Here is a 24,117-nt window from a genome sequence, read left to right on the forward strand (position 1 = left end):
CAGTTTGTGTCTTGATCAGAGGTGGACCGGCGTGCGGCCGATCTCGGGCCAGCGGTGGTGCAGAAAGATCCAGGACAGCATGCCAATGCACAACATCAAGAGCGATGACAGTGCCAGCAAAATGGTGGAGTGCATTACCAGCGGTGCAATGAGGCCTGCCACCAGTCCATTGGCCGAAGAGCCGACAAACGCCTGCATGGACGAGGCCATGCCCCGGCGCTCGGGGTGGAGGTCTAACACCAGCAGCGTCACCACCGGCACCATCAGCGCCCAGCCAAAAGAGAAGACTGCAATGGGTGCCAGGGCCCACCAGGCGTGGGGTGCGAACAGCAGATTGGCGATCAGGTTCAGTACCGCCACAGAGAACATGATGACAAATCCGTGGCGGATCTGGCGCTTGGGTGGAATACGCCCAGCCAGCCGTCCGCTAAACCACGCGCCGCCCATGATGCCCGAGATGGTGAGCACAAAAAACCAGAAGAACTGCGTAGGCGCCAGTGACAGGTGCTCTCCCAGAAACGCTGGGGCTGACAGCACATACAGGAACATGCCGTTGAACGGTACACCGCTGGCCAGCGCCAGCAGTACAAAACGTGCACTGGTGCCCAGTTGCACGTAGCCGCGCATCAGATGGCGCGCGTGGAAGGGTTGGCGCTGCTCGACATGCAGGGTCTCGGGCAGCAGTCGGAAGTTGGCGGTCCACAGGGCAACCCCCACCAGGGTCAAGAACCAGAAGATGCTGTGCCACCCGGTGTGGACGAACAGCCAGCCTCCGATGATGGGGGCAATCGCCGGAGCCACTCCAAAGTAGATGGTCACCTGGCTCATGACCTTTTGCGCCTGGGCTGGGGGAAACATGTCGCGGATCACCGCTCGGGAGACCACGATGCCAGCTCCGGTGGACAGGCCTTGCAGCGCGCGGAAAAAGACCAGTTGCCCAATCGTTTGCGACAGTGCACACCCTGCGGATGCCAGTGTGAACACGGCAATGCCCCACAAAATCACTGGCCTGCGGCCAAAACTGTCTGCCAGTGCGCCGTGGAACAGGCTCATGAACGCAAAGCCGAACAGGTAGGCCGACAGCGTCTGCTGCATTTCCACCGGCGTGGCTCCCAACGCCGCCGCGATGCCCGAGAACGCGGGGATGTAGGTATCGATGGAAAAAGGCCCCAGCATGCCCAGCACCGCCAACAGGATCGCCAGTGCCCAACGGGGTGCTTTCCAGAGCAGATGGGCTTGTGGGTTCATGGGTAACGAGGAAAGAGTGAGTGCCGACACGCAGAAGGACATCGCACTGCTTGCGCAGCGCAGGCCGGCGCGGAGTGCTGGTGGATTATGCGGGACGCATACGCCCGTCCATGGCTGGGGAGTCCTGCGGCCCCACATTCTCTTCACTCCCCCTCGGGGGCTTCAAGCCGACGAAATCAGTAGTTGTAGGGAACCCATTCACCGTTCCCTGAGCGCATCAGGTATTTGCCCTCCTGGTTTCGCATCACGATCACATCGGCGTTCTCCGATACAAAGGGTGTCGTTGCAGGAGCCGCCAGGCGCTCTGCCAGAGGACGTGCGGAGTCTCCAAAGGGGTTGTCGCGAATCAGATCACCCAGCAGGGTGTACAAGCCCAGGTAGCTCATGGGTTGATTCACTACCAAGGGAGCTGCCGGTGCGGGCGCATCAGATGGTTTCATACCTACCAGTTTCACGGCGACGGGTACGAGGGTGATGCGGGGGCCTGGAATCTCCCGCATGCCTGCCATCTGGATCTTGTCTCCGCGCAGCGATGCCCCATGCTCAGGGACCAGCATCACAACCACGGGGCGCCCCGCTGCCTCCAGCTCGGAGATGAACTTGTCGAAGTCTGCCAGCAACTGCACCAGCCGGGGCTTGAACGTCTCCAGGCTGTTGCGCGAAGCCATGCCAGGCACGCGGTTGCCATCGTGAAGGGAGATGGTGTTGTAGTACAGCGCCACCGGCCCAGCGCTGCGGTCACTGCTGCGCTTCTTCCACCATTGTGACAACAACGCGTGGTCGTTGTAGATGGGCGATCCGTCAAAATTCTGCATGTGCACCGGTGCCCGCTGGTTGGGCAGCAGCTTGCCTGCCAGGCCCCCGCGTTCTTCAAGCGCATGGGCAAACTCCTCGTACACGCCGTCGTGGTTGAGCAGTGCAGCAGTCTGGTAGCCCACCTTTTCCAGGCTGGGAAACACGTAGCACTGCGGATCAATACCATCGTAGAGCTTGTCGTGAGGTGTTTGCCCGCAGGTGCCGTGCAATACGCGCAGGGACGCCGGCCCGCTGTAGCTGGCGGCGCTGTTGAAGTTGGTAAACAGCACATCAAAACGTTTGAGGAACGGGTTGTCGCGCTGTTTTACAAAGTCCATGTCGTCCCACGACAAGGAGCACACATGCAGCAAGATGATGTCGAACGCTGGCGGTGCATTGGGTGCGGTGAACTGAATGCGCCTCTGGCTTTCGTTGGCATAAAAGCGCTGCAGCAGCGCGTCTGGGGAGGTGTCCTGGCTGTCGCTGGGCGAGGCGCCTTGGCTATTGCCCCCTGCCGTGGCCACTGTGACGTGCTCTTGCAAGGCAGCTCCCATCGGCACACTCAACAGGGCCAGCAGTGTGAAGGTCCCTGCACGCACCCGCCGCGCCAACGCCGAATAAAGCAGGACGCCGACCAGCCCCGCCAGAAGCATGTCGGGGTTGAACACCCGCTGGGCCAACTCCAGCCAGTAGTCTGCGCTGAAGCCGCTCAGCGCCTTGACCTGAGACAGTATCCGGGCGGGGCTTGGCAAGTAAGAGTCGGCATACAGAAGCGCTACCGCTGCTGCCAGGGCTACGACAGCGCGTGCACGTCGCCACCCGATGTGTGCGATGGGGGGCAGCATGGACAGCCACAGCAGCAGGTTCAACCACCAGTTCAGGCCAATGTAGCCACCAAAGTACAGCCCTACCTTGGCAAGAAAAGTCAGGTGCCAAAAGTTCATGCCTGCAGCCCTTTCTGCCTGCGCTGGTTGCGAAAGGGCCAACGGCTGCGCGCCGAATCCATCAGCGAAGTCCAGAACTTGCGGTAGCCCAGCACACCCAGCTGGGCAATTTCTTGCAAACCGTGCAGGGGGCGGTCGGTGTCATGGCTGTCGTTCCATTGCCGCCAGGTGTCTGGCCGGGCAAAAGTGCACTGCACCAGATCGATTTGTTGTTCGCGTGTCATGGGGTCAAATTGAAGACCGGTAGCGTTCTGGCCCCTGTGCAGCATCACCGTGGCGGGGAAGGTGCATTCCGTGTCGTTGCGCCACAGTCCAACCTGTACTTTGTCTCCCACAGCCAGCAGGGTGCCTTCGGGTAGTTGCAGACCCACACCGGTCATGGAAAAGTCGATGCAAAGGGCCTGCAACACGGAGCCATCGTCCTGGTACAAGGTCGCTGGCAACTGCGTGGCAACGCGGTGCATTCTCCGCACCTGGCGCGCCTCGGACGCAACGCCCAGTGCCGCCCCCAGCATGAGGATGCTGTAGACGGTCCACAGCAGATTGAGCAGTACGGTGGCCGTTTCCTCGGTGTTCCAGAAGAACAAGCGCAGCAGACCCATGCCAAAGGCCGCAAAGTTGAGCAGCACCAGCACGGTGTATGGACGGGAGATCACCCAGTCGAAGTACGGCTCATCCACCAGCCCGCCCTTGGCCGTCACGTTGAATTTTCCCAGGCGTGGGTTGATCAGCGCTACGGAGGTGGGCAGGGCCACGTACCAGGCCAGCACGGTCTCATAGACCTCCGCCCAGAAAGTGTGCCGGTGCTCGCCTTGCACGTGGGCGTTGGCAATGTTGGATTGCAGGATGTAAGGCAGCACGTACAGCGCGATCATGATGGCGCCCGCGTTGATGATGTGCCACTCAAAGAACAGAAAGGCCATGGGTGCGGTGAGGAACACCAGCCTAGGCAGCCCAAAGAAGAAATGCACCATGGCGTTGGCATAGCAAATGCGTTGCCACAGGGTGAGCCCCTTGCCCAGAAATGGGTTGTCCACGCGGAAGATCTGCGCCATGCCGCGCGCCCAGCGGATGCGCTGGCCCACATGGGCAGACAGGCTTTCTGTGGCCAAGCCAGCTGCCTGCGTCTCGTTGATATAGGCCGTGGTGTAGCCGCGCCGGTGCAGCTTGAGCGCGGTGTGGGCATCCTCGGTCACCGTTTCCACGGCGATGCCGCCGACCTCCATCAGTGGGCCACGTCGTATCACCGCGCAAGAACCGCAGAAGAAGGTGGCGTTCCAGAAGTCGTTGCCGTCCTGGATCAGCCCATAGAACAGCGCGCCCTCGTTGGGCACGCGCCGGAAGGTGCCCAGATTGCGCTCGAACGGGTCGGGCGAGAAGAAGTGGTGCGGCGTTTGCAGCATGGCGCACTTCTGGTCGCGCTGGAACCAGCCCACGGCCGTGGTCAAGAAGGAGCGTGTGGGGATGTGGTCGCAGTCAAAAATGGCGACCAGCTCTCCGTCGGTCTTGCCCAGCGCATGGTTCAGGTTGCCCGCTTTGGCGTGATTGTTGTCAGGCCGCACGATGTAACCCACGCCCATGGATTCGGCGAATGCACGGAATTCCTCGCGTCGGCCGTCGTCCAGGATGAAGACCTTGACCTTGTCTTTGGGCCAGTCCAGCGCCATCGACGCCAGCACCGTGGTGCGCACCACGCTCAGCGGCTCGTTATAGGTGGGGATGTACACATCTACGGTGGGCCAAGACGCGGGCCCGCCCTGCAGTTCCGCTGGGCGGCGGTGCAGGGGCCAGGCGGTCTGGATGAAGCCCAGTACCACCACAAGCCAGGTGTAGGCCTCGGCGGCCAGCAGGCCGTAGCCCAAGACGGACTCGATGACCGAATCGAATTCAATGGAAGAGGTCAGCCGCCACCAGGCGTAGCGCCCCATGGCCAGCAGACTGATGGCTGCTAGTGCTAGCGATGGGTACCGGCCCGGCAGGCGCCGCAACACCAGGGAGAGGCCCCAGCAGAGCAGCATGAACATCAGTTGCCCAAACCAGTTGAAGGGTGTGGTCATGACGACCAAGCCCGTCACCGCCCCCACGGCCAGTACCACCCAGCGCACACCAGGAATTTCCAGGGCAGGCGTGAGCCACTGGTCGGCCAGTCGAATGCCCTTTCCCACGTTGACGTGGGTGGCCAGGCGGTTCATGGACCGCAAAAAAAGCCGGATGGGCCAGAAAAGCAGTGTGAACGCCAGTGCCAGGACTCGCCAGAGCAAGCGCATGGTCCAGCCGAGGACTGTCCACAGCCCGTGTACTGGGCGCAGCAACCAGGAGCGCAACGCGCGCTGCGGCGTGGGGGGGAGAATGAAGCAGCGCCACAGCCACATCCACCAGGGAGCTTCGGGGTCAACCTCCAGCCAGCGTCGGAGCCAAACCAGCGCCTTGTGAGCCAGCGTCAGCCCGCCTGGTTGGTCAGGGGCTTGTGCGGGCGTTGTGGAGCCGGAAGGAGCCTGGGCCGTCATGGTTGGGCAACTCCAGCCACCGGTGCAGGCCGCGGCTGTAATGAAGGCACAGCGAACAGCCAGTGGAAGATTCCCTGGAGATCGTGGGCGGACTGTGCCTGCGGCGCCATGCTGTTCACGCACTGCGATGCGGCCAGCGCGCGTGAAAGGTTTTCGTCTTCGTGCACGGTGTAGGGCAGTAATTGGTCTCCCCACTGTTGGCGCAGGGTGCTGAGTGCCTCACGGTGCGATGCCCGGCGTGGATCAAAACGCGCCACTGCGATGCACTGTGCATCAGGAGCTGCTGGCGATGCCTGCAGCATGGCGCGTATGTTCTCAGCGTTGGCGCATCCGCGCGCAGATGCTTCCAGCACCACCAAAACGGTATCGGCGCAGCGCAGGGCGGCATCTGCCAGCGGCGAGGGCCATTGCGGTGTGTCCAGCAGTACCGTGCAGTGTTCTGGCACGTCGAGCAGTTCCAGCTGGTCTTGCAGCCACCGTGGGTTGGCATCCAGCAGCTTGTGGAGCTTCGTGATGGTTTCGGGCGCTGCCGGACCGAATGGCAGAACGCCGACGCCGTCAGTATTGTCGAAGCTACCGTCCGCCCACCACAAGCCCTGGGTGGCGAGTGTCGCCCATCCCTGCGGGGCAGGGGTGGACATGCCCAGGTGTATGCCCAGCAGATTCTGGGCACTGAGTTCGACGGCCAGGGTGGGCTGACCTTGACGGGCCCCCAGGGACGCCAGGTGTGCGACCAGGGTGGTGCGCCCGGACCCGCCGAGCGGCGAAACGACAGCAATCACGCGCATGCAAACTCTTTGTTCATGGAACCTCATTCATCCCGCCTTGCGGAGGAATGGGGGATTCGCTTGGCGTTAGGTGGGGCTGATAGGGCTGTACGCAGCGCAGCGGTTGGTGCGCCTGCAGCACGCGACGCAGCAGCCAGGCGCATGGCCATGCCAGCAAGACGCCCATTAGCACGTAAACGAGCATCCATGCAGTCATGCAGACGTCCTCCCGAGGGGGCGCGGCACGGCACGCCGTGCAATAGGATGGGGCTGCACGCGCAGCCTCATCACGGAGTGTGGCGGCGCGATGGGCTGTTGGGGCGCTGCACTGTCCTGCGAGGGCAGTGTGGGCGCATCAGTGCGCTCCTGCGGCACGGGCTTCACAGGGTTAGCAGTCTTTGCCACAGGCATGGGATTGCTGGCGGCGGCCAACATGGCGCTGTAGTCGGGTACGCCCGTGCGAAGGGACTCTTGCAGCTGGTCGGTCATGGCGCGTATGCCTGGCTCTGAGCAGTCTGTGGCTTGTGAGGTGAACAACTGGGTCAGAGGCAGCGCAAACACACGTTGCAGTGCCAGTTCCACATCGGGCTCGCGGCAGGCAAACAAAAACACGTAGACAGCTTCGTGGTCGGCAGTGAACAGGTCGCCATCGCGCGAGGTATGGCAGGCGCGTAACGCATCAAGGTGCGGCATCTGGTCCAGCATGTTCAGCCGCACCAGACTGTGTGACAGACCAATGCCGTGGGTACGGTCCAGCATGCCGCGTACCAGTGCGCAGAACCGCGCAGGGGCGTGGTAGCCGCGCTCGCGGGGGGGCATGAAGCTGTCGAGCGCCTGTGCGTAGTCGGGGGACACTTTGCGGGTGTGGCTCTGGGCATTGATGTCCTGCAGCAGTTGCAGCAGTCGCGAAAACCCCACCTCTTTGTACACCACCGTGCTGGCCCCCAGCTGTAGCAGGGCCTGTTCGCTGTGGGTGCGCAACTTGCCCAGGTTTTCGCGTACAACGATCTTGAGTGTGGGGGGGCGTGAGAGGCGCAATTGATGCACCAGGCGCGCTAGGGCCTCAAAGTCGCTCGCCATGCCCGCATCGATCAGCACTGTGGCGGCCACGCAGGTGGCCGCTGCCACCTCGATATCCTCCAGGCCACCCACGATGCGCCAGTGGCCGGGCACTCCGCGCTGGCCCTCTACTGACGCGCGGGTTGCCAACACGCTCCATTGGTCTGCTGCCGTCACCAGCTCTGCGATGGGGCCCTGGGTGCGGGTGCCATCGGCAGTCAGGCGTTCCATGCTGACGTCGTGAGTCAGTCCAAATGTGGTCTGAAAAATGGCTCCCGCATCCGAGCCCCAGCGGTCCAGGCTGAGGCGCCAGCGGTCGGCGTCAGCGTGCATTGCGGCGATGTGCATCGACATCTGACACAGATTGCGCAGCGTTGGTAGTAGCGCTCCGGCATCGAGTGGCGGCGAGAATCCCAGTACGACTGGGCGCTGCCGGCGGCGGCACAGGGCGTCGAGCTGATCGCTGACCCGGGCGAGCTGGGCCACGCTCAGCCCGGACAAAAGGCTCTGCGCGTTGCAAAGATAGAGCGCGTGCTGTGGTTGCAGGCCGGTGCGTTCAAGCTCCTGCATCAGTGGGTTGAGGCCATCGCGCTGAACCTGCGCCTGCAAGTCAGGCAGCAGCATCCAGAGCTTGAGCCGCCCTGCGCGGTAGGCCGCTCGTACAGTGGGGCGCTTCAGCAATTCGTCCAACCATTGCGTGCTGGACGCCACTAGCCCCACGGGACCGGTGGACAGAGCATCTTCGATCAGTGCGGGCAACCATGCCGCCGCACTTCGGCTGTCGGTAGCGACGAGAGAGACGGGCACATGGGGCGGCAACTGGCCGATGCCGTCCGGCAGACCTGCAATGCCGATGGTGGTCGGTTGGTGGGAGACATCGGCCGCTTGCGAGGAGGGCCGAAGGCGCCGTGCAAGCGAACGCAGCACTCCCTGGACAGATGCGCCATTGCGTGGGGATGAGGGGGCAAGGGACATGTCAGAAGCTGGAATAGGTCTGCACCGGCCTTGGGCGGTTGTCCAGTGGAGCCCCTGTCGGCTCAAAGCGGTAGCGGCCATACACCATGAAACTGGTGGGCGCGTAGTAGGCCGATCGGTCCAGTTCCAGCTGCGCACCCAGTGCGAGGTGTTGCGTGACCTGGTACTCCAGCGCCCCCCGGAACGACCGCCCGAAACCCGAGCCCGAACTGCCCGCATACACCGGAACGCCGCCATCGGCGGCCAGGCGCGCACGCGCCAGGGATTGCAGGAGCGCGCTCTGTGGAAAGTAGTCGCTGTCGCCACTGCTGCTGCGCGAAACAGAGACAGATCCGCGTGCCACCCAGGTCAATGCGCCGCGGCGTCCGCTCCACTCCAGCGGCAGGGCGACGGAGACGTAGTTGCGCGGGCTGTAGTAGCCCCCATGGCCGAAGCTGTATTCGGACAGGTCCTTGCCATAGTGCCAGGCCGACACGGCAACCCCGAGATTGACCACGCTATAGCGGTGGCGCCAGACATCGCGGTCCAGCGCCCAGCGCATTTGGATGCGGGTATTTTTTTCCACATTCTTGCCCGTGAGGGCCGCCAGGCTCAGGCTGAGCGAGGTGCTGTAAGGACCGATATCGGTAGACAGGCGACCGGCAGCGCCCGTAGCGACTACGCCACCCCAAATTTGTCCCGTGATGGGATCGCGTGCCCCTGCATACGACAGCAGGCTACCGGTGATGGGACGCCGATACGCTTCGAGCTTGTAGCTGTAGCGGCCCAGATCACCTGTCTTGGCCAGGCCCCCTACCATGTTGGTCACCGGAAAACCGACTCCGGTGGCCCCAATGTCCCATTGGAGGTCATCCTTCACATAGCCGAAGCCCAGGTTGGTGCCCTGGCCACGTTGGCGCAGCTCCGTGACAAAGGGAGACCCTGGTGGCGATGCCGCCACTTGCCCATAAGTGAGCAAGTCTGGGCCGTCAGCGGGAAGATTGCCCGCATCAAGCTGTACCCGATCTACGTGCAAGAAATAGTGTCCGTCATAGCCACGCGGCATCCACGCCACCACAGGGCGCTCCCAGCCACGCAGGCTGGAGATGCCGTCGGTGGAGCGCTTGCTCAGCGCCTGGTGTCCCGCTTCGATCCGCGGCTGGCGTCGTGCCTCAATGGCGTCGATTTCGCCCTGAATCTTGGCGACCACGGCAGCGTCTGCGGGTGCGGACAGTGTGTAACTCTGCTGAAGAGCCAGCGGGTGGCCTGGGTCGTTGGATACTTGGGTATCAGGTGCCGTAGCGGGTGTAGGGGCCTTACCGAGTGTCTCCAGCATGAGGGCGCTGCGGAAGAACACCATGGCCTGCGCGTAGTTGCGGTTGGCCCGCTCCAGGCGCGCCGCATGCAGCAACACGTCACTGTCCTGCGGGAAGGCCTCCAGCAAACGGGCGGCCAATGCCTGCGCTTCGTCCATGCGACCGATGCGTTGCCAGATGCGCAGCAGAGCCAGTTGTTGCCCCGCATCGCCGGGCGGGAGTCGGTCTTTCAGCCACGCAGCCTCATCGGCTGCGGCCCGCGCGGCGCCTGAATCCTGGAGTCGCGACAGGGCGTCAGCCAGCGCCATGCGCACCGGCAGATCGTCGGGCTGCGTGAGTGCTAGGGGGCGGAGCAACTGGGCGGCATCGGCGTATTCGGCGGCGGCCATGAGCAACCGCGCTTGGGCCTGGGTGCGTTGGCGTGGTGTAGAAAGTGTGTCAGGTAGCGGCAACGCCTTGCGTGCCAAGCGCGAGGCTTCGCTAGCGCGACCCGCCTGCCGCTGCTGCTCGATGAGCCGCTCCTGGTGCGCTGTGTACAGCGCAACCAGCCGGGCTTCTTGCTCGGCGCTCCAGCCCTTGGCTTGCAGCAGGCGTGGCAGTTGCTCGGCAAGCCCGGCATCGTCCTCGGCCCGGTTGAGCAATTGGGCGTAGTCCAGTTGAGTGTCCGGCGCCAGCGTGGGTACGCGGGATGCCAGGCGGGCGAAGACGGCTACGCCACCTGCGGGCTGCGCACGGCGAAACCAGGCATTGGCCACGGTGTAGAGCAGATCTGCTTCATTGCCTGCGACTTGTTCTGCCTGGCGTAGCAACGCCTCTGCGTCTGTCGGGGTCTGCGTCGTCAGGGCTTTGGCGACCAGCGACTTGACGCTGGAGCGTCGCACCAGCGCGCGCATGGAGTCTGTCTGATCGGCGGCGGGGATTCGTTGCATGTCGGCCAGGGCCGCGTTGTCATCGTCCAGGGCCGAACGTATCAGTGCACGGGCATACAACATCTCTGCATTGGTCGTGCCAGACAGAGTGCGCGCAACGCCTTCATCCATGGCGTGCAGCGCTTCCTGAGGACGGCCCAGGCGCAGGTAAACACGCGCGAGGCGATGCCGTATCCATGCATCGTCTGGGGTCAGCACCACAGCCGACTCCAGTGCACGCAGGGCGGGGCCGAGGCGCTGGGCCCGAAGGTCGTCCTCGGCTTGGGCCACCAGCACATCCGCCTGGACGCTGGAGAGTTTTTCGGCGAGCGCTGCATCGCGCGCGGCGGCCTCTGTCAGCAGGGTCAACGCTTTGCTCACCCGGCCAGTGCGGGCATACAGGCTCGCCAAGCCTTTGATGGCGGATGTGCCATCGGGCTCCTGCCGCAGTGCTTGTTGGTACAGGTCTTCCGCCAGTGCATGGTCGCCCTGCAGATCGCGGATGCCCGCCAGAGTGGTCAAGGCGTCGGCGCTCTGGGGTTGCATCTGCAGCGCACGGTCGGTCAGGCTGGCCGCAGTGCTCAGTTCATCCTGTTCAATGGCCCTGTCGGCCTGTCGCAGCAGTCCCCAGAACTTGGCGGTAGCCTGCAGTTCCTGCCACCGGCCTTGGCGCGTCAGCGCATAGGCTTGGCCGAACAATTCCTGCGCCTGCGCATGCTGACCCTGGCGCAGGCGGATCAATCCCAGGTTGCCCAGGCTCTCACCATCTTGGGGTCTCAAGGCCAGCGTCGCCTGGATCTGTTCTTCCGCTAGCTCAACGTTGCCTTGATCAAGTGCGGCGCGCGCTGCTTGGCGGGCAATGTTGGCGGGATCACGGGCCGCGCGCGCTGCGCGCTCGACCGCTTGCTGCATGGCCGCCAGTCGTTCCACCATCACCGTGTCAGCGGGGTAGCGCTGCAGGAATGCGCGTACACGGGGCAGGTTGGCCTGTGTGTTGGCCAACCGATCCAGAGCGCGGCGCCACAGGTCCTGCAGTTGCTGGGCGTTCGTGTCGGGCTGCTCTGCCAGGGTCTCGATTTCCCGCGCCACTGCCGCTGGGTTTTCGCCCTGGTACATACGCAGCTCCAGTTGTGCCAGCCGGTAGCGGGATTCTCCGGTCTGCTGGTACAGCCTGGCCAACTGGCGTTGGGACTCGGTGCTCTTTTTGGCCGTCGCTCCCATGATCTGGTGGTATTCCAGTGCCAGGCCACCGAGTGTGGGCGGGCCTTGCGGAAACAGTTCGCGCGCCAGGTCGGCAGCCTCGGCTTTGCGGCCTGCGCGCGCCATCAGGCGCATCTGGGCCAGTTTTTCGCGGTCGGGGCCATAGACGCGGATCAGGGTTTCCAACTCCTGGGTCAGTGCGTGGCCCGGGTGGCGCGCGCGCAAGGTGGCCAGAACGCGCTGAGCCTCATCGTTTTTCTTCTCGCGCAGCGCCAAGTCGCCCAGCGTCGCCAAACCTTCCGGGGAATTCGGGTCCATGGCCAGCAGCTTGTCCACCAACTGTCGAGCCATATCGGGGCGATTCTTGCTGGCCCACATGCGGGCGCCGCTGAGCAGTTCGGCCTCGATGGCGGGCGGAGTGCTGGCATACACGCCTTGCAGCCCGGGCAGACAGGCCGTGGCGAGCAGGGTCAGTGAGGGCAGCCAGCGGCGGGTACTGCGGCTCACGGTTTCCACCGTACAGTGAGTTGGCCAGTTGCCGTGAAGCGATATTGCCCCTCCATGGCGCCAAGTCCAAACAAGCCGAGCATTTGTTCGTAGTAGGCAGTAGGGCGCAAGGGGCGAGCCTCTAGCCGCATGCGCTGCGATTGCAGGGCGCGGTCATCCCCCACAGCCCGCAAAAACGGCAGGACTGCTGCTGAGAACCCGGACGGGGCTGGGCCCGAGGCCTGGGCTGTCAGGATATTGATGGACTCTGGCGGGTAACCCTGTTCACGCACAAAGCGCGCCATGGGCTGCAGATTGTCCAGTAGGGCCTTGCGATCAGGTGCGTTGGCGTGCAGCATGCCCGCCCACAGATAGACGCGAATCGCGTTGTAGCTGCCCTGGCCTTTTTCCTTGCCTTTGTCGTCCACCAGAAAGCCCTGCTTGGCGTCGTACACGGTCCAGTCGGGGGCAAAGCCCTTGGGCGACGCGCCCTGGATGATCTTGAGCGAGCTATCCGCCAGTTGCTTCCACTCGGGCTGTGGGTCTACTGCGGCCAGCCAGTGCATCAGGTGCAAGGGCATGTAGCTGGGGTTCAGGCGCCAACGGCCATTGTCTTGTACAAACCCTTGGGGGGCGGGCAGCAGGGTCAGCCCCAGGCCTGGCAGGTCGGCGGTTTCCTCGCGCAGGATGCGTGCGGCCAGCAGGGCCGAGAGTGCACGGTAGCTGCGCACGTTCCACAGTCGGCCTGCCTCGCCCAATGCATAGGCGATCCAGAGGTCGGCGTCAGAGGCCGCGTTGCTGTCGATGACACCCCAGGTGCCATCGGGGCGTTTACCCCACAGCCAGGCGGGTAAACGGGCCGTCAGGTCTCCATCGCACAGGTTGTTTTCGGTCCAGCGCAACAATTTGTCGAAGGAGGCCCGGTCATTGGCTACCAGCGAAAAAAACAAAGCGTAGGCTTGGCCTTCGGAATAAGTCTGTCCGCCTTCGGCATCGTCCGAGATGACGCGGCCGCCTGCGTTGATGAACTGTGCCTTGAACGCCTCCCAGGCGGGCCACCCGGGGCGGTCTGCAGCGGGCTGTGGCTGTGCGCTGAGGCTGGGCAGCCAGGATAGCAGCGCAGCACTGCCGCCGACCTGCAGGGCGGTACGCCGACGGATGGGATCAGTCATGCGGGGATGCCAGTCGGCGGCGCGCCATGGTGCGCAGGGCGCCGTAGATGATGAAGGTCAGCAGCAGACCCGTGGCAATGCCTGCCAACGCCAGCAGCAAGGGGTGACTGTGCAAGTGGAACCACAGGCGCTGCCACCACGGCAGGTCGCCCACGTAGTACACCGGCTTGATGCGAAAGCTCTCGATGGCGTCTCCGCGCATCAGCCCCAGGTCTCCGCGCAGGCTCTTGATCTTGCCCGCATCGTTCAGGCTCTGGCTCAGCAGTCCCATGGCATCCTTGTCGGTGGCCGTGAGCGCCACCACACTGCGTCCGCTTTGCAAGGGCGACTCGAACCCGGTGACCGCAGCAAGTGGTCCTGTGCCCTGCAGCACGGCTTGCCCCCCGGAGGCGGACAGGCGATGCTCGGATTCCAGGTTGAATAGCTCGATGAACGAGCCCAGGGCGCGTTCCAGTGGCTGCACCGACCGGGTGCCAGCGGCCAGCAGGGCTGGCAGGTGGCTCTGCCATTGCTCCAGCAGGCCATCGCTGTCGGCCTGGGACACGATCAGGATGTCTGTGTCACCTGCCTTGTTGGCGTCTGCGGCTCGCAGCAGTTGAAAGCGAGTGCCGGGATAACCGGTCGATGCACTCATGCGGCCCACGGAGGTCAGGAAAACCTCTATGTCGGCCGTGCTGGGCCGGTTGGGCAAGATGATGGAGGTCTGCGCCAGATCAGGCACCCGGGTGAACGGGAAGCCGCTGTTGGCATAAGCCGCCAGATTGGGCATGGCCAGGTAGTGGCGAAAACCAGTCAGGTCGATCGTGGATTGCGGATCGATGGCCGCGAACAGCTCGGTGGGGGGCGCGGACTTGCAGCGTCCCAGGTCGTTCGGCGGAATCTGGAACGAGAACTGCAACTGGTTATCGCCGCCGATCATGAAGGCGGGGATCTTCAGGTCCGAGCGGTTTTGTGCGTTGCCATCGTCGAACAGGGGCAGCATCACGGTGTTCTTGCCACTGGTGCGTTCTTCGCGCGACTGCAGGGGGTAGGACTGGATGAACTGGTTGTTGATGGAGATGTTCAGACTGCCATGGTCCGACACGCTGCTCGGGGTGTAACGGTAGGCCAAGTCCAGCGGCACGCCCTTGGCGTTCCAGGTGAACAGGTCGGGGGCCATGCGGGTGTAAATGTTCACCGTGTCGTTGAGCACTGTGCCGCGCAGTTGCAGGTCCGAGGGGTTGCCCACCAGCTCGGCCAGCTTCACCGGCCGCTGGTTGGTGATCCAGCGAGGCGCGTCGTAGGGCTTGGTCAGGGCCGGGTAGTCCAGCGACTTGACCGAAATGGTCTGCCCTGACAGCACCGCTTTGCCCAGAGCCAGGGCGTCGGCAGCCATCTGTAGCTGCGCGTCGTCCTGGCCCAGCACCAGTAGCAGTTTGGCGCCCAGCACCTCGGGGTGGTTGATCAGGGAGATCGTGGGCGCAGTCACTGGCTCCATGTCCTGCAGGAACGCGGGACGGTGGCTATTGGTGGCCAGGACCACGGCGTGCGAGCGCGGCAACTGGTTCTCCAGCACGGGGAACTGGTTGCCCCGGTAGCCAGCGAGCATACCGATCCAGCTGGCAATGGAGCCCGACGCCTTCAGTGTGCCGGTGCTGGGTTGGCTGCCGTACACAAACGGCAGCTTCACAGGGCGGTTGTCACGTGGGTCAAAAAACGGAGCGGGCAGCAGTGCAAGGTCGTTGCGCAGCGGAATCTGCCGCAGTGAGAGCTCCAGCTGGCTGTCGTTGCTAATGGTGGCCCAGAGGCTGGAATGGGTGGGTGTCTCGCATTCCATCGTGTAGTGGCCGATGAACTGGAAGCGAAACCGGTTGTAGTCCGTGAAATAGCGGGGGTCGATGTTCAGCTCGACCGTCTGTGGAGTGCCTAGGCGTTCCTTATCCAGCACCACGGTCTGCAAGGTTTCGTCATTGAGCATCAGCTTGAGATGCGACAGTGACGGGATCAGCGCAGGCGACAGCGTGAAGGTCAGGCGCAGCTTGGCGGCCTCAACGACCTCGTCGCGTCGCACTCCCACTCCCACGCTGGCTTCACTCTCCACGCCGCGCAAGGAAATAGGGCGCCCCACGCCCAGCTCCTTGAGGCTGACTTTCCACTGCCGCGCAGGCAACGCTGGTGCCACCAACGGGCTGGTTTCACTCGTGCTGTCGCTGGTCGGCGCGGTGCGGGCCGCCTCACGCTCCTGGCGGGTCAGCGCCTTCTCTTTGGCCGCAGCGTTGCGGGCCTTGCCTGTCTGGGCGCTGGCTTCCGGAGCGGGGGCAGAGATCAGCCCGGCAGTGATCAACGCGATAAAAAGGGGGAGTGCGCGGGTGGCGGAAGTGGATTTCACAGTGTTCTTTTTGCTGGCTCGCACCTGGTGGATGAGACGCATCGGTCCCATGCCCGGGCGGTGTCACTTGTATGACAAAGTGTATCGATGAGGCCGTGCCGTGCCACTTCGCATGACATTTGTTTGCAATTGCTGCGCCGACTGCGTTGTTGCCTGACTGCAGTAGGTACGTGGAGCGTGGGGGCTTGGATTCATGGTTCGAAAAATCGGTGCGCGTCTGTGGCGCTATCGGGTCACCATGGTATGACGGGCGGCATGCTCCATGGCGGGCTGACAGCGGGCAGAGCACGCGGCGGTTCTTGCAAAGACACATCCGTTGCCACCCGTAGAGGGCGGACACCGGGGCCGTGGGCCCCAGGTGGCCAGACGATGGTGCTGTCGGTGGACGACTCCGGGCCATGGGGCCTGGGCCGCCACGGGCGGGGAAGCAATTGGTCTGGAAACAAAAAAGCCTGCTACTTATGGGTAGCAGGCTTTTTGTGCCTTGCGGCTTGATTTGGTGGGTCCTGAGTGACTCGAACACTCGACCTACGGATTAAGAGTCCGCTGCTCTACCAACTGAGCTAAGAACCCAAATCTTTTAAATTTGTCTGCATCGCTGCAGAGCCTCGAATTATGCACTAATTTTTGTGCATCTCGCAAGTCGGGTCAAAAAATTATTGCATCGCGTTGCGGCTGGCCAGTTCGACAAAGAGGCCGCTGTGGTCCAGTTCGCCGAGGCCGTGGTCCACGCCCTCGGCGTACAGCGCCTCAAACAGCGCGGTGATGGGGGCGTCGAAACCTGTCTCCTGGGCGGTGGCCAGCGCGTTGCGCATGTCCTTCAATTGGACGGCCATGCGGCCCCGGGGGGCAAAGTCGCGCTCGACCATGCGCTGGCCGTGCAGCTGCAGGATGCGGCTGTCGGCAAAACCGCCGCTGATGGCCTCACGGACCTTGGCCATGTCGGCGCCGCCCTTGGCGGCAAACAGCAGTGCTTCGGCCACAGCACCAATGGTGATGCCCACAATCATCTGGTTGGCCAGCTTGGCTAGCTGCCCGGCACCGTGTGGCCCCACATGCGTGGCGCGCCCCAGGCTGGCAAACACGGGCTGGGCGCGGGCAAAGTCCTCGGGCCGTCCGCCGACCATGATGGCCAGGGTGCCGGCTTCGGCGCCGACGGTACCACCCGACACCGGTGCGTCCAGGTGGGTCAGGCCCAGCTCGCCCAGGCGGGCCGCGTGGTCGCGAGCCTCGCTGGGCTGGATGGAGGCCATGTCAATGAACAAAGAGCCTGGGCGCATCGCCCGGGCGGTGCCTTGTTCAAACAGGACCCGCCCCACGACTGGGCCATTTTCGAGCAGGCTGATGGCAATGTCTGCGTCCTTGACGGCATCGGCAGGGCTGCCATGCACAGTCACACCCCACTGCGCCAGCGGTTCCGCCTTGGCGCGGGTGCGGTTCCATGCATGCACTTGGTGGCCTGCTTCGCTGAGGCGCCTGGCCATGGGCAACCCCATCATGCCAATGCCGAGAACGGCGATGCGAAGCGGTGTGGTGGTCATGGCGTTGTTCTGCTGCGAAGAGGGGAATTCAGGGGCGTCTCTGTTGCCATCATGTGCCTTTTTGGTGCGCCAGTCTGTCACGGAGCTTGCAGCATGCGGCGATTGGCCAGATGATTCTGCAGAACCAGTGCCGTTCCTGCGCTTGCAAGGCCCTTGAGGGGCGGCCGCATCGCGCGGAATGCCGCTCACTACACGGAGACCATTGCCCATGACCTTGCCCCTGTACGACCCCGCCTGGCTGGAGCGCATGTACAACAACCGTGCCCTGGTTCCCGACCACATGGACTACTTCCAGCGCTGGGCGCAAGACTCCGCCCAGGTGCGCGCCAGTGTCCCCTGCGCGCTGGATGTGGCTTATGGCACGGGGGCCGGGGAAACCCTGGACGTGTTCCCGTCCGCTCGCGCCGCAGGTGGGCCGGTGCCGGTGCTGGTGTTCATCCACGGCGGCTACTGGCGGTCGCTCGACAAATCCGACCACTCGTTCATCGCGCCGCCTTTTACCCAGGCCGGGTTTTGTGTGGTGGTGGTGAACTACGCGCTGTGCCCGGGCACTCCGGAGGCTCCGGTCACCATTCCTCACATCGCGCGGCAGATGGAGACGGCGCTGGGTTGGGTGTGGCACCACATTGCCGCACATGGGGGGGACCCAAAGCGGATCACCGTGGCGGGGCACTCTGCCGGTGGGCAACTGGCAGCCCTGCTGCTCACCAGCGTGTGGCCTCTCATCGGCAAGGGCCTGCCCGATGGCCTGGTGCGCAATGCGCTGTCGATCTCTGGGGTGCACGATCTCGAACCCATCATGCACACGCCCATGTACCAGTCGGTGTTGCACCTGACCGAGCAACAGGTGCTGCAATGCAGCCCCGCGCGTTTGCTGGAACCGCCCACTGGCACGCTGTATTGCGCGGTGGGGGCTGATGAAAGCCCCGAGTTCCTGCGGCAGAACCAGCTCATGCAGGACGCCTGGGGCAGCCATTGTGTGCCCCGCAGCGTGGCCTTGCCGGGGCTGAATCACTTCAGTATCGTGGATGCACTGGCCAAGCCCGGCCATGACCTGCACCACATGGCGCAGAACCTGCTGCGGGCCTGACCGCGCCTTGATTCGCGCGCGGGCGCTGGGTTACATCAGCAGGTGTTCACCTGCGTTGTCGCCGCCCAGGATCACATAGTTGACCTTGCGCACATCCATGAGCTTGGTGCCACCCGAGTAGCTGATGGAGCTTTGCACGTCCTGCTCCATTTCAATCAGCGTGTCGGCCAGCTTGCCCTTGACTGGCTCCAGAATGCGCTTGCCTTCGACGTGCTTGTACTCGCCCTTGTTGAAATCGCTGGCAGAGCCGTAATACTCCTTGAACAACTCGCCATCCACCTCCACCGTCTTGCCGGGCGATTCTTCATGGCCCGCAAACAGCGAGCCGATCATCACCATGCTGGCGCCAAAACGGATGCTCTTGGCAATGTCGCCGTGGCTGCGGATACCGCCGTCGGCAATGATGGGTTTGGTGGCCACGCGGGCACACCACTTGAGCGCGCTGAGCTGCCAGCCGCCCGTGCCAAAACCCGTCTTGAGCTTGGTGATGCACACCTTGCCCGGACCCACGCCTACCTTGGTCGCGTCCGCCCCCCAGTTCTCCAGGTCGATGATGGCTTCGGGGGTGGCTACATTGCCGGCAATCACAAACGCCTTGGGCAGGTGTTGCTTGAGGTAGCCGATCATGTTCTTGACACTGTCGGCATGGCCGTGGGCAATGTCGATGGTGATGTACTCGGGCGTGAGGCCCAGGGCCACCAATTGGTCCACGGTGTCGTAGTCGGGTTTTTTTACGCCCAGCGAGATCGACGCATAGCAGCCCTTGGCATGCATGTCCTTGACGAACTGGATGTTGTCCAGGTCAAAGCGATGCATGACGTAGAAATAGCCGTTCTGTGCCATCCAGATGCAGATGCTTTCGTCCACCACCGTCTTCATGTTGGCGGGCACCACGGGCAGGCGAAAGCGGCGGCTGCCCAGCTCCACGCTGGCGTCGCATTCCGAGCGGCTTTCCACGCGGCATTTGCGGGGCAGCAGCAAGATGTTGTCGTAGTCGAAGATTTCCATGAGATTCCAAGCTCCAGTGAAGGACGCGGCAAAACGATTTTTGCCGCGGTGGGCGCTTGGCTTGGGACCGGCTTTGTGGGTGGCAGCGTGAAAGCCAACACCGAACCCTGGTTGCACAGGCACAAAAAACCGGGCGTCAAGAAACTTGGGCCCGGTGATTGATTCTACCCGCCTGCCAGATGGCCGTCATAACGGCCCTGGTATTACCTGCATACGGATTGGGCTGCCGCCACGATGCGACCCGAGGCGTCCTGCACCCAGCCCACGAGGTGCAGCCGCTCGGCCTGCGCGCCATCAGGGATGCGCATGGAGCGGGTCTCCATCCACGCCCACGGCTTGCCTTTGCTGCGTGCAGACCGGTGGGCCTGGGTCCAGGAACCATCGAACTGGTTGCGCACGATGTAGCGGGGCACGACCGTGCCTTCGGTGCCTGCGGGGATGGACTCCACCAGCAGCAGGTAGAAGGAATGGGCGAGGGGCGTGGCCGTTGTCTTGCGCTGCGGCGCTGCAGGGGACGGGGTGAACGCAATGCCCGTACCCAGGTAGTCGTTGAAAGCCACCCCATGGGCCACACGCAGTTGGGCGCGTTCTGCCCCATCGACCGGGTTGACATACACATCGGTGGTGGCGGGGGGCTTGCGCCCCAGAGCCTGCAGGCGGGGCAGGGCATCGGCCGTGGCCGCCGCCGACAAGGGCGCTTCATCGCCCGCCTTGCCGGGCACGATCCAGTCCAGCACCACGGCACTGGCATGGGCCGATGGTGCCGGGGTGGTCGCATCGCCCCAGCAGGCCTCGCAGTCGGCGCTGATGAAGCGCTCGAAGACGGCCACGGGCCTTGGGGTGCCATCGCTGCTGCAACTGGCCTGGGCCAGCGCCTGGGGGGCATGCGCCAGTGCCAGCCACAGGCTGGCCAGGGTGAGGGCAGTGTTTTTCATGGTGTGGGGCAGCGTGGGGCGGGGTGCTTTCTACAATGGCTGGATGTTCCCACAAGACCCGTTTTCGGGTGTGCCAGATGCTCTGGTGCCCCCACACTCCGGTGCGCCCTCGGCCGCATCCCCCCTTCTGGCCAACCTGAACGACGAGCAACTGGCTGCGGTGACGTTGCCCGCAGGCCACGCGCTCATCCTGGCGGGCGCCGGGTCGGGCAAGACCCGGGTGCTCACCACCCGCATTGCCTGGCTGCTGCAAAACGGTTACGCCACGCCGGGCGGCATCTTGGCCGTCACCTTCACCAACAAGGCCGCCAAGGAGATGGTGGCACGCCTGTCGGCCATGCTGCCGGTCAACGTGCGCGGCATGTGGATTGGCACCTTCCACGGCCTGTGCAACCGTTTGCTGCGCGCGCACCACAAGGCGGCAGGGCTGGCGCAGACCTTCCAGATCCTCGACACGCAAGACCAGCTCTCGGCCATCAAGCGCCTGTGCAAGCAGCACAACGTGGACGACGAGCGTTTTCCGCCCAAGCAGCTCGCGTACTTCATCGCCAACTGCAAGGAAGAAGGTCTGCGCCCCGCCAACGTGGAGGCCCACGACAGCGACGCGCGCAAGAAGGTTGAGATCTACCAGCTGTACGAAGAGCAATGCCAGCGCGAAGGTGTGGTGGACTTTGGCGAGCTGATGCTGCGCAGCTACGAGCTGCTGCGCGACAACGACCCCATCCGCGAGCATTACCAGCGCCGTTTTCAGCACATCCTGGTCGATGAGTTCCAGGACACCAACAAGCTGCAGTACGCCTGGCTCAAGCAACTGGCGGGCAACGAGGTGGGCGGGCGCTTTGAGGCGCGCGGCAGCGTGATTGCCGTGGGCGACGACGACCAGAGCATCTACGCCTTCCGTGGTGCGCGCGTGGGCAACATGACCGACTTTGTGCGCGAGTTCGACGTGCAGCGCCAGATCAAGCTGGAGCAGAACTACCGCAGCTACAGCAACATTCTCGACTCGGCCAACCACCTCATCAGCCACAACAGCCGCCGCCTGGGCAAGAACCTGCGCACCACGCAGGGCGCGGGCGAGCCCGTGCGCGTGTACGAGGCCAGCTCCGACCTGGCCGAGGCGCAGTGGATGGTCGACGAGATCAAGCAACTGGTGCGCAATGACGGCTTTGAGCGCAAAGAGATTGCCGTGCTCTACCGCAGCAACGCGCAAAGCCGGGTGATCGAATCGGCCCTTTTCAATGCCAGCGTGCCCTACCGCGTGTACGGCGGGTTGCGGTTTTTTGAGCGCGCTGAAATCAAGCACGCACTGGCGTATTTGCGCCTGCTGGAGAACCCGCACGACGACACCAGCTTCACGCGTGTCGTCAACTTTCCGCCGCGCGGTATTGGCGCGCGCAGTATCGAGGTGCTGCAGGACGCCGCCCGTGCCGCAGGCTGCTCGCTGCACGACGCCGTGAGCGCCGTGCCCGGCAAGGCGGGCGCCAACCTGGGCGCGTTTGTGGCCATGGTGGACGTGCTGCGCGAGCAAACGCAGGGCCTGAACCTGCGCGGCATCATCGAGCAGATGCTCGAATCCACGGGGCTGGTGGAGCACTTCCGCACCGAAAAGGAAGGCGCCGACCGCATCGAGAACTTGCAGGAACTCGTCAACGCCGCCGAGAGCTTTGTCACGCAAGAAGGCTTTGGCCGCGACGCCGTGGCTCTGCCGCTCGATGAGCACGGCACGCCTTTGGCGCAAAGCACGGTGAGCCAAGGGCTGGACCCCAATGCGCCCGTGCTCGACGAACCTTTGAAGCCAGCCAGCCCCGGCATCGTGGACGCCGACACTGGCGAAACCCTCTCACCCCTGGCCGCCTTCCTCACCCACGCCGCGCTGGAGGCGGGCGACAACCAGGCCCAGGCCGGGCAAGACGCCGTGCAACTCATGACCGTGCACGCCAGCAAGGGGCTGGAGTTTGACGGTGTGTTCATCGGCGGCATGGAAGAAGGCCTGTTCCCCCACGAGAACTCCGCCAGCGACCGCGATGGTCTGGAGGAAGAACGCCGCCTGATGTACGTGGCCATCACCCGCGCGCGCAAGCGCCTGTACCTGAGCCACTCGCAAACACGCATGCTGCACGGCCAGACGCGCTACAACATCAAGAGCCGCTTCTTTGACGAACTGCCCGAGGCAGCGCTCAAGTGGATCACGCCCAAGCAGCAGGGGTTTGGATCGTATGCTCCTAATTCAGGAGCTGGTGGCGCTTATGGATCGGGCGCTAGAGGCCAATTTGGCTTCAAATCCGAGACGTTCGCCAGCCCGCCCGTACCCGTGCAGAAGACCACACCGTCGCACGGTCTGCGCGCAGGCATCAACGTGTTCCACACCAAGTTCGGCGAAGGCAAGGTGCTGGCCATTGAGGGCACGGGCGACGACGCGCGTGCGCAGGTCAACTTTCCGCGCCACGGCACCAAGTGGCTGGCGTTGTCGGTGGCCAAGCTGACCATCGTCGATTGAAGAGCAGGGCCTTGCCGGGCCCGCTTTGGAAGAGTGGGCTTCCCAACAGCCTGCGCCCGCGCCGCTTTGGCTGGCGCCTGGGTCCTGGCGCTGGCCCCGCGCCGGACCCATGGCACCGGTGACTCAATCCACCTTGATGTTGCGTGCCTTGACCACGCGGCTGTAGATCTCCGCGTCTCGGCGCACCATCGCGGCCATCTCTGCGCGTGTCACACCCAGGGGCTCGCTGTGCAGTTCCTTGATGCGGCGTGAGAGATCGGGGTCCTTGCTGGCCTCGACCAGCAAGGCGTTGAAGCGGGTGAGGATGGGCTGGGGCGTGGCCGCAGGAGCCCAGATGCCGTGCCAGGACATCATCGAGAAACCGGGCATCACCTCCGACAGCGTGGGCACGTCGGGCAGCGCGGGGTGGCGTGTGGGGCCCGAGTAGGCGAGTGCCTGCACCTTGCCGCTGCTGATCAGCTGGTAGCCGGTGGCGATGGGCTCCATCAGCGTGTCCACCTGGCCGCCCACCAGGTCGGCGATGGGGCTGGCGCGGTAGGGCACATGCAGCATGTCGATGCCGACCTCGTCCTTGAGCGATTCCACGATCAGTTGCGAGGGGCTGCCCGCGCCGTACGAGGCGTGCGAGTAGGTGCCCGGCTTGGCCTTGGCGGCGGCCACCAGGTCCTTGACGGTCTTGGCGGGGAACTTGTTGGTGGCGATCAGCACCAGGCCTTGGCGCATGGTGGTGGCCACGGGCACCAGGTCCTTGTCGGGGTCGAAGGGCAGCTTGCTGTAGATGTAGGGGTTGATCGTGAACGCCGTGGACAGGTTGTAGAGGAAGGTGTAGCCATCCGCTGGCGCCTTGGCCACCGTGTCCGAGGCCAGGTTACCGGCCGTGCCGGGCCTGTTGTCGATCACCACGGGCACGCCGAGCTTCCTGCCCGCGTACTCGCCGTACATGCGGGCGAAGATGTCCGGTGGCGTGCCGGGCGCAAAGCCCACCACGATCTTGATGGGCTTGTTCGGCCATTCGCCGCCCTGGGCCAGGGCCGTGCCAGCGCTGGCGGCCATCAGCAACCCCGTTGCCAGCCCCAGCATCTTTTTCATGTTCCAACGCATTTTTGTCTCCTGTCGCGGGTTCTGGCCCGCTTGTGTGTCCGTTCCGTGGTGCTGCGCCTGTGCGCCGCAGCGTGGGGGGCTATCCGTCAATCGTTGGCATCACTCCTTTCGTGTCGGGCATGGCTGCGCCAGAGCCGCTCCCGATCCGGGCTGGCTGTGGGGGGATTCAAGGCCTGCTTCAGGTATCAGTTAGTTGTTCATTGCGCTGCGCGCCACCCTTG

Annotated in this window: 14 protein-coding genes and 1 tRNA gene; 2 read left to right on the forward strand and 13 right to left on the reverse strand. The window is 63.9% G+C overall.

All coding sequences use genetic code 11. From position 1 onward, the window contains the following. Positions 1-15 precede the first annotated feature (15 nt). From OIN59_RS06285 to OIN59_RS06330, 10 genes are all read right to left on the reverse strand, one after another. Positions 16-1,248: a multidrug effflux MFS transporter gene (locus tag OIN59_RS06285; RefSeq protein ID WP_274108239.1), complete on the reverse strand. Its 1,233-nt coding sequence runs from the start codon at positions 1,246-1,248 to the stop codon at positions 16-18. Between the two features lie 176 nt (positions 1,249-1,424). Then, positions 1,425-2,987, reverse strand: a complete 1,563-nt coding sequence (gene bcsG / locus OIN59_RS06290; protein ID WP_274108241.1) for a cellulose biosynthesis protein BcsG — start codon at positions 2,985-2,987, stop codon at positions 1,425-1,427. Next, positions 2,984-5,179: a UDP-forming cellulose synthase catalytic subunit gene (bcsA, locus tag OIN59_RS06295; protein ID WP_274108243.1), complete on the reverse strand. Its 2,196-nt coding sequence runs from the start codon at positions 5,177-5,179 to the stop codon at positions 2,984-2,986. Before bcsA ends, bcsG begins: the two co-directional genes overlap by 4 nt. A 311-nt stretch (positions 5,180-5,490) precedes the next feature. Continuing rightward, complete coding sequence (gene bcsQ / locus OIN59_RS06300) at positions 5,491-6,282, reverse strand: cellulose biosynthesis protein BcsQ (RefSeq protein ID WP_274108245.1); 792 nt, start codon at positions 6,280-6,282, stop codon at positions 5,491-5,493. A 192-nt stretch (positions 6,283-6,474) separates the two neighbouring features. Then, the gene (locus tag OIN59_RS06305) at positions 6,475-8,295 is read right to left on the reverse strand and encodes a BcsE family c-di-GMP-binding protein (RefSeq protein WP_274108246.1); all 1,821 of its coding nucleotides are present in this window, start codon (positions 8,293-8,295) and stop codon (positions 6,475-6,477) included. Position 8,296: 1 nt separating this feature from the next. Then, on the reverse strand, positions 8,297-12,205 hold the full coding sequence (locus tag OIN59_RS06310; protein WP_274108248.1) for a cellulose synthase subunit BcsC-related outer membrane protein: 3,909 nt from the start codon (positions 12,203-12,205) through the stop codon (positions 8,297-8,299). Continuing rightward, positions 12,202-13,356 (reverse strand): cellulose synthase complex periplasmic endoglucanase BcsZ, encoded by a 1,155-nt coding sequence (gene bcsZ / locus OIN59_RS06315; RefSeq protein ID WP_274108250.1) that lies wholly within the window; start codon positions 13,354-13,356, stop codon positions 12,202-12,204. The genes OIN59_RS06310 and bcsZ overlap by 4 nt, the downstream gene beginning before the upstream one ends. Further along, positions 13,349-15,724 (reverse strand): cellulose biosynthesis cyclic di-GMP-binding regulatory protein BcsB, encoded by a 2,376-nt coding sequence (gene bcsB / locus OIN59_RS06320; protein WP_274108252.1) that lies wholly within the window; start codon positions 15,722-15,724, stop codon positions 13,349-13,351. The genes bcsZ and bcsB overlap by 8 nt, the downstream gene beginning before the upstream one ends. 497 nt (positions 15,725-16,221) lie before the next feature. After that, a tRNA-Lys gene (locus OIN59_RS06325) sits at positions 16,222-16,297 on the reverse strand. An 83-nt stretch (positions 16,298-16,380) separates the two neighbouring features. Beyond that, positions 16,381-17,547 carry an NAD(P)-dependent oxidoreductase gene (locus OIN59_RS06330; RefSeq protein ID WP_328517974.1) on the reverse strand — a complete coding sequence of 389 codons (1,167 nt, stop codon included), beginning with the start codon at positions 17,545-17,547 and terminating at the stop codon, positions 16,381-16,383. Here OIN59_RS06330 and OIN59_RS06335 point away from each other — a divergent pair. Next, positions 17,474-18,355 carry an alpha/beta hydrolase gene (locus OIN59_RS06335; RefSeq protein ID WP_274108255.1) on the forward strand — a complete coding sequence of 294 codons (882 nt, stop codon included), beginning with the start codon at positions 17,474-17,476 and terminating at the stop codon, positions 18,353-18,355. The two genes, OIN59_RS06330 and OIN59_RS06335, sit on opposite strands and share 74 nt — an antisense overlap. A gap of 30 nt (positions 18,356-18,385) precedes the next feature. Here the strand turns inward: OIN59_RS06335 and OIN59_RS06340 are convergent, their stop codons facing one another. Both OIN59_RS06340 and OIN59_RS06345 read right to left on the reverse strand, forming a co-directional pair. Next, positions 18,386-19,363 carry a GMP reductase gene (locus OIN59_RS06340; protein WP_274108257.1) on the reverse strand — a complete coding sequence of 326 codons (978 nt, stop codon included), beginning with the start codon at positions 19,361-19,363 and terminating at the stop codon, positions 18,386-18,388. Between the two features lie 203 nt (positions 19,364-19,566). After that, positions 19,567-20,298 (reverse strand): hypothetical protein, encoded by a 732-nt coding sequence (locus tag OIN59_RS06345; RefSeq protein WP_274108259.1) that lies wholly within the window; start codon positions 20,296-20,298, stop codon positions 19,567-19,569. A 43-nt stretch (positions 20,299-20,341) separates the two neighbouring features. Between OIN59_RS06345 and OIN59_RS06350 the strand changes: the two genes are divergently transcribed. Next, a complete protein-coding gene (locus tag OIN59_RS06350; protein ID WP_274108260.1) occupies positions 20,342-22,795 on the forward strand; it encodes a UvrD-helicase domain-containing protein in 2,454 nt (817 codons plus the stop codon). Positions 22,796-22,918: 123 nt separating this feature from the next. On the opposite strand, the gene OIN59_RS06355 is transcribed toward OIN59_RS06350, so the two are convergent. Beyond that, positions 22,919-23,896 carry a Bug family tripartite tricarboxylate transporter substrate binding protein gene (locus OIN59_RS06355; protein ID WP_274108262.1) on the reverse strand — a complete coding sequence of 326 codons (978 nt, stop codon included), beginning with the start codon at positions 23,894-23,896 and terminating at the stop codon, positions 22,919-22,921. Positions 23,897-24,117: the final 221 nt, after the last annotated feature.

This window comes from Acidovorax benzenivorans (genome assembly GCF_028680575.1).
GTDB classification, from domain to species: Bacteria; Pseudomonadota; Gammaproteobacteria; order Burkholderiales; family Burkholderiaceae_C; genus Acidovorax; species Acidovorax benzenivorans.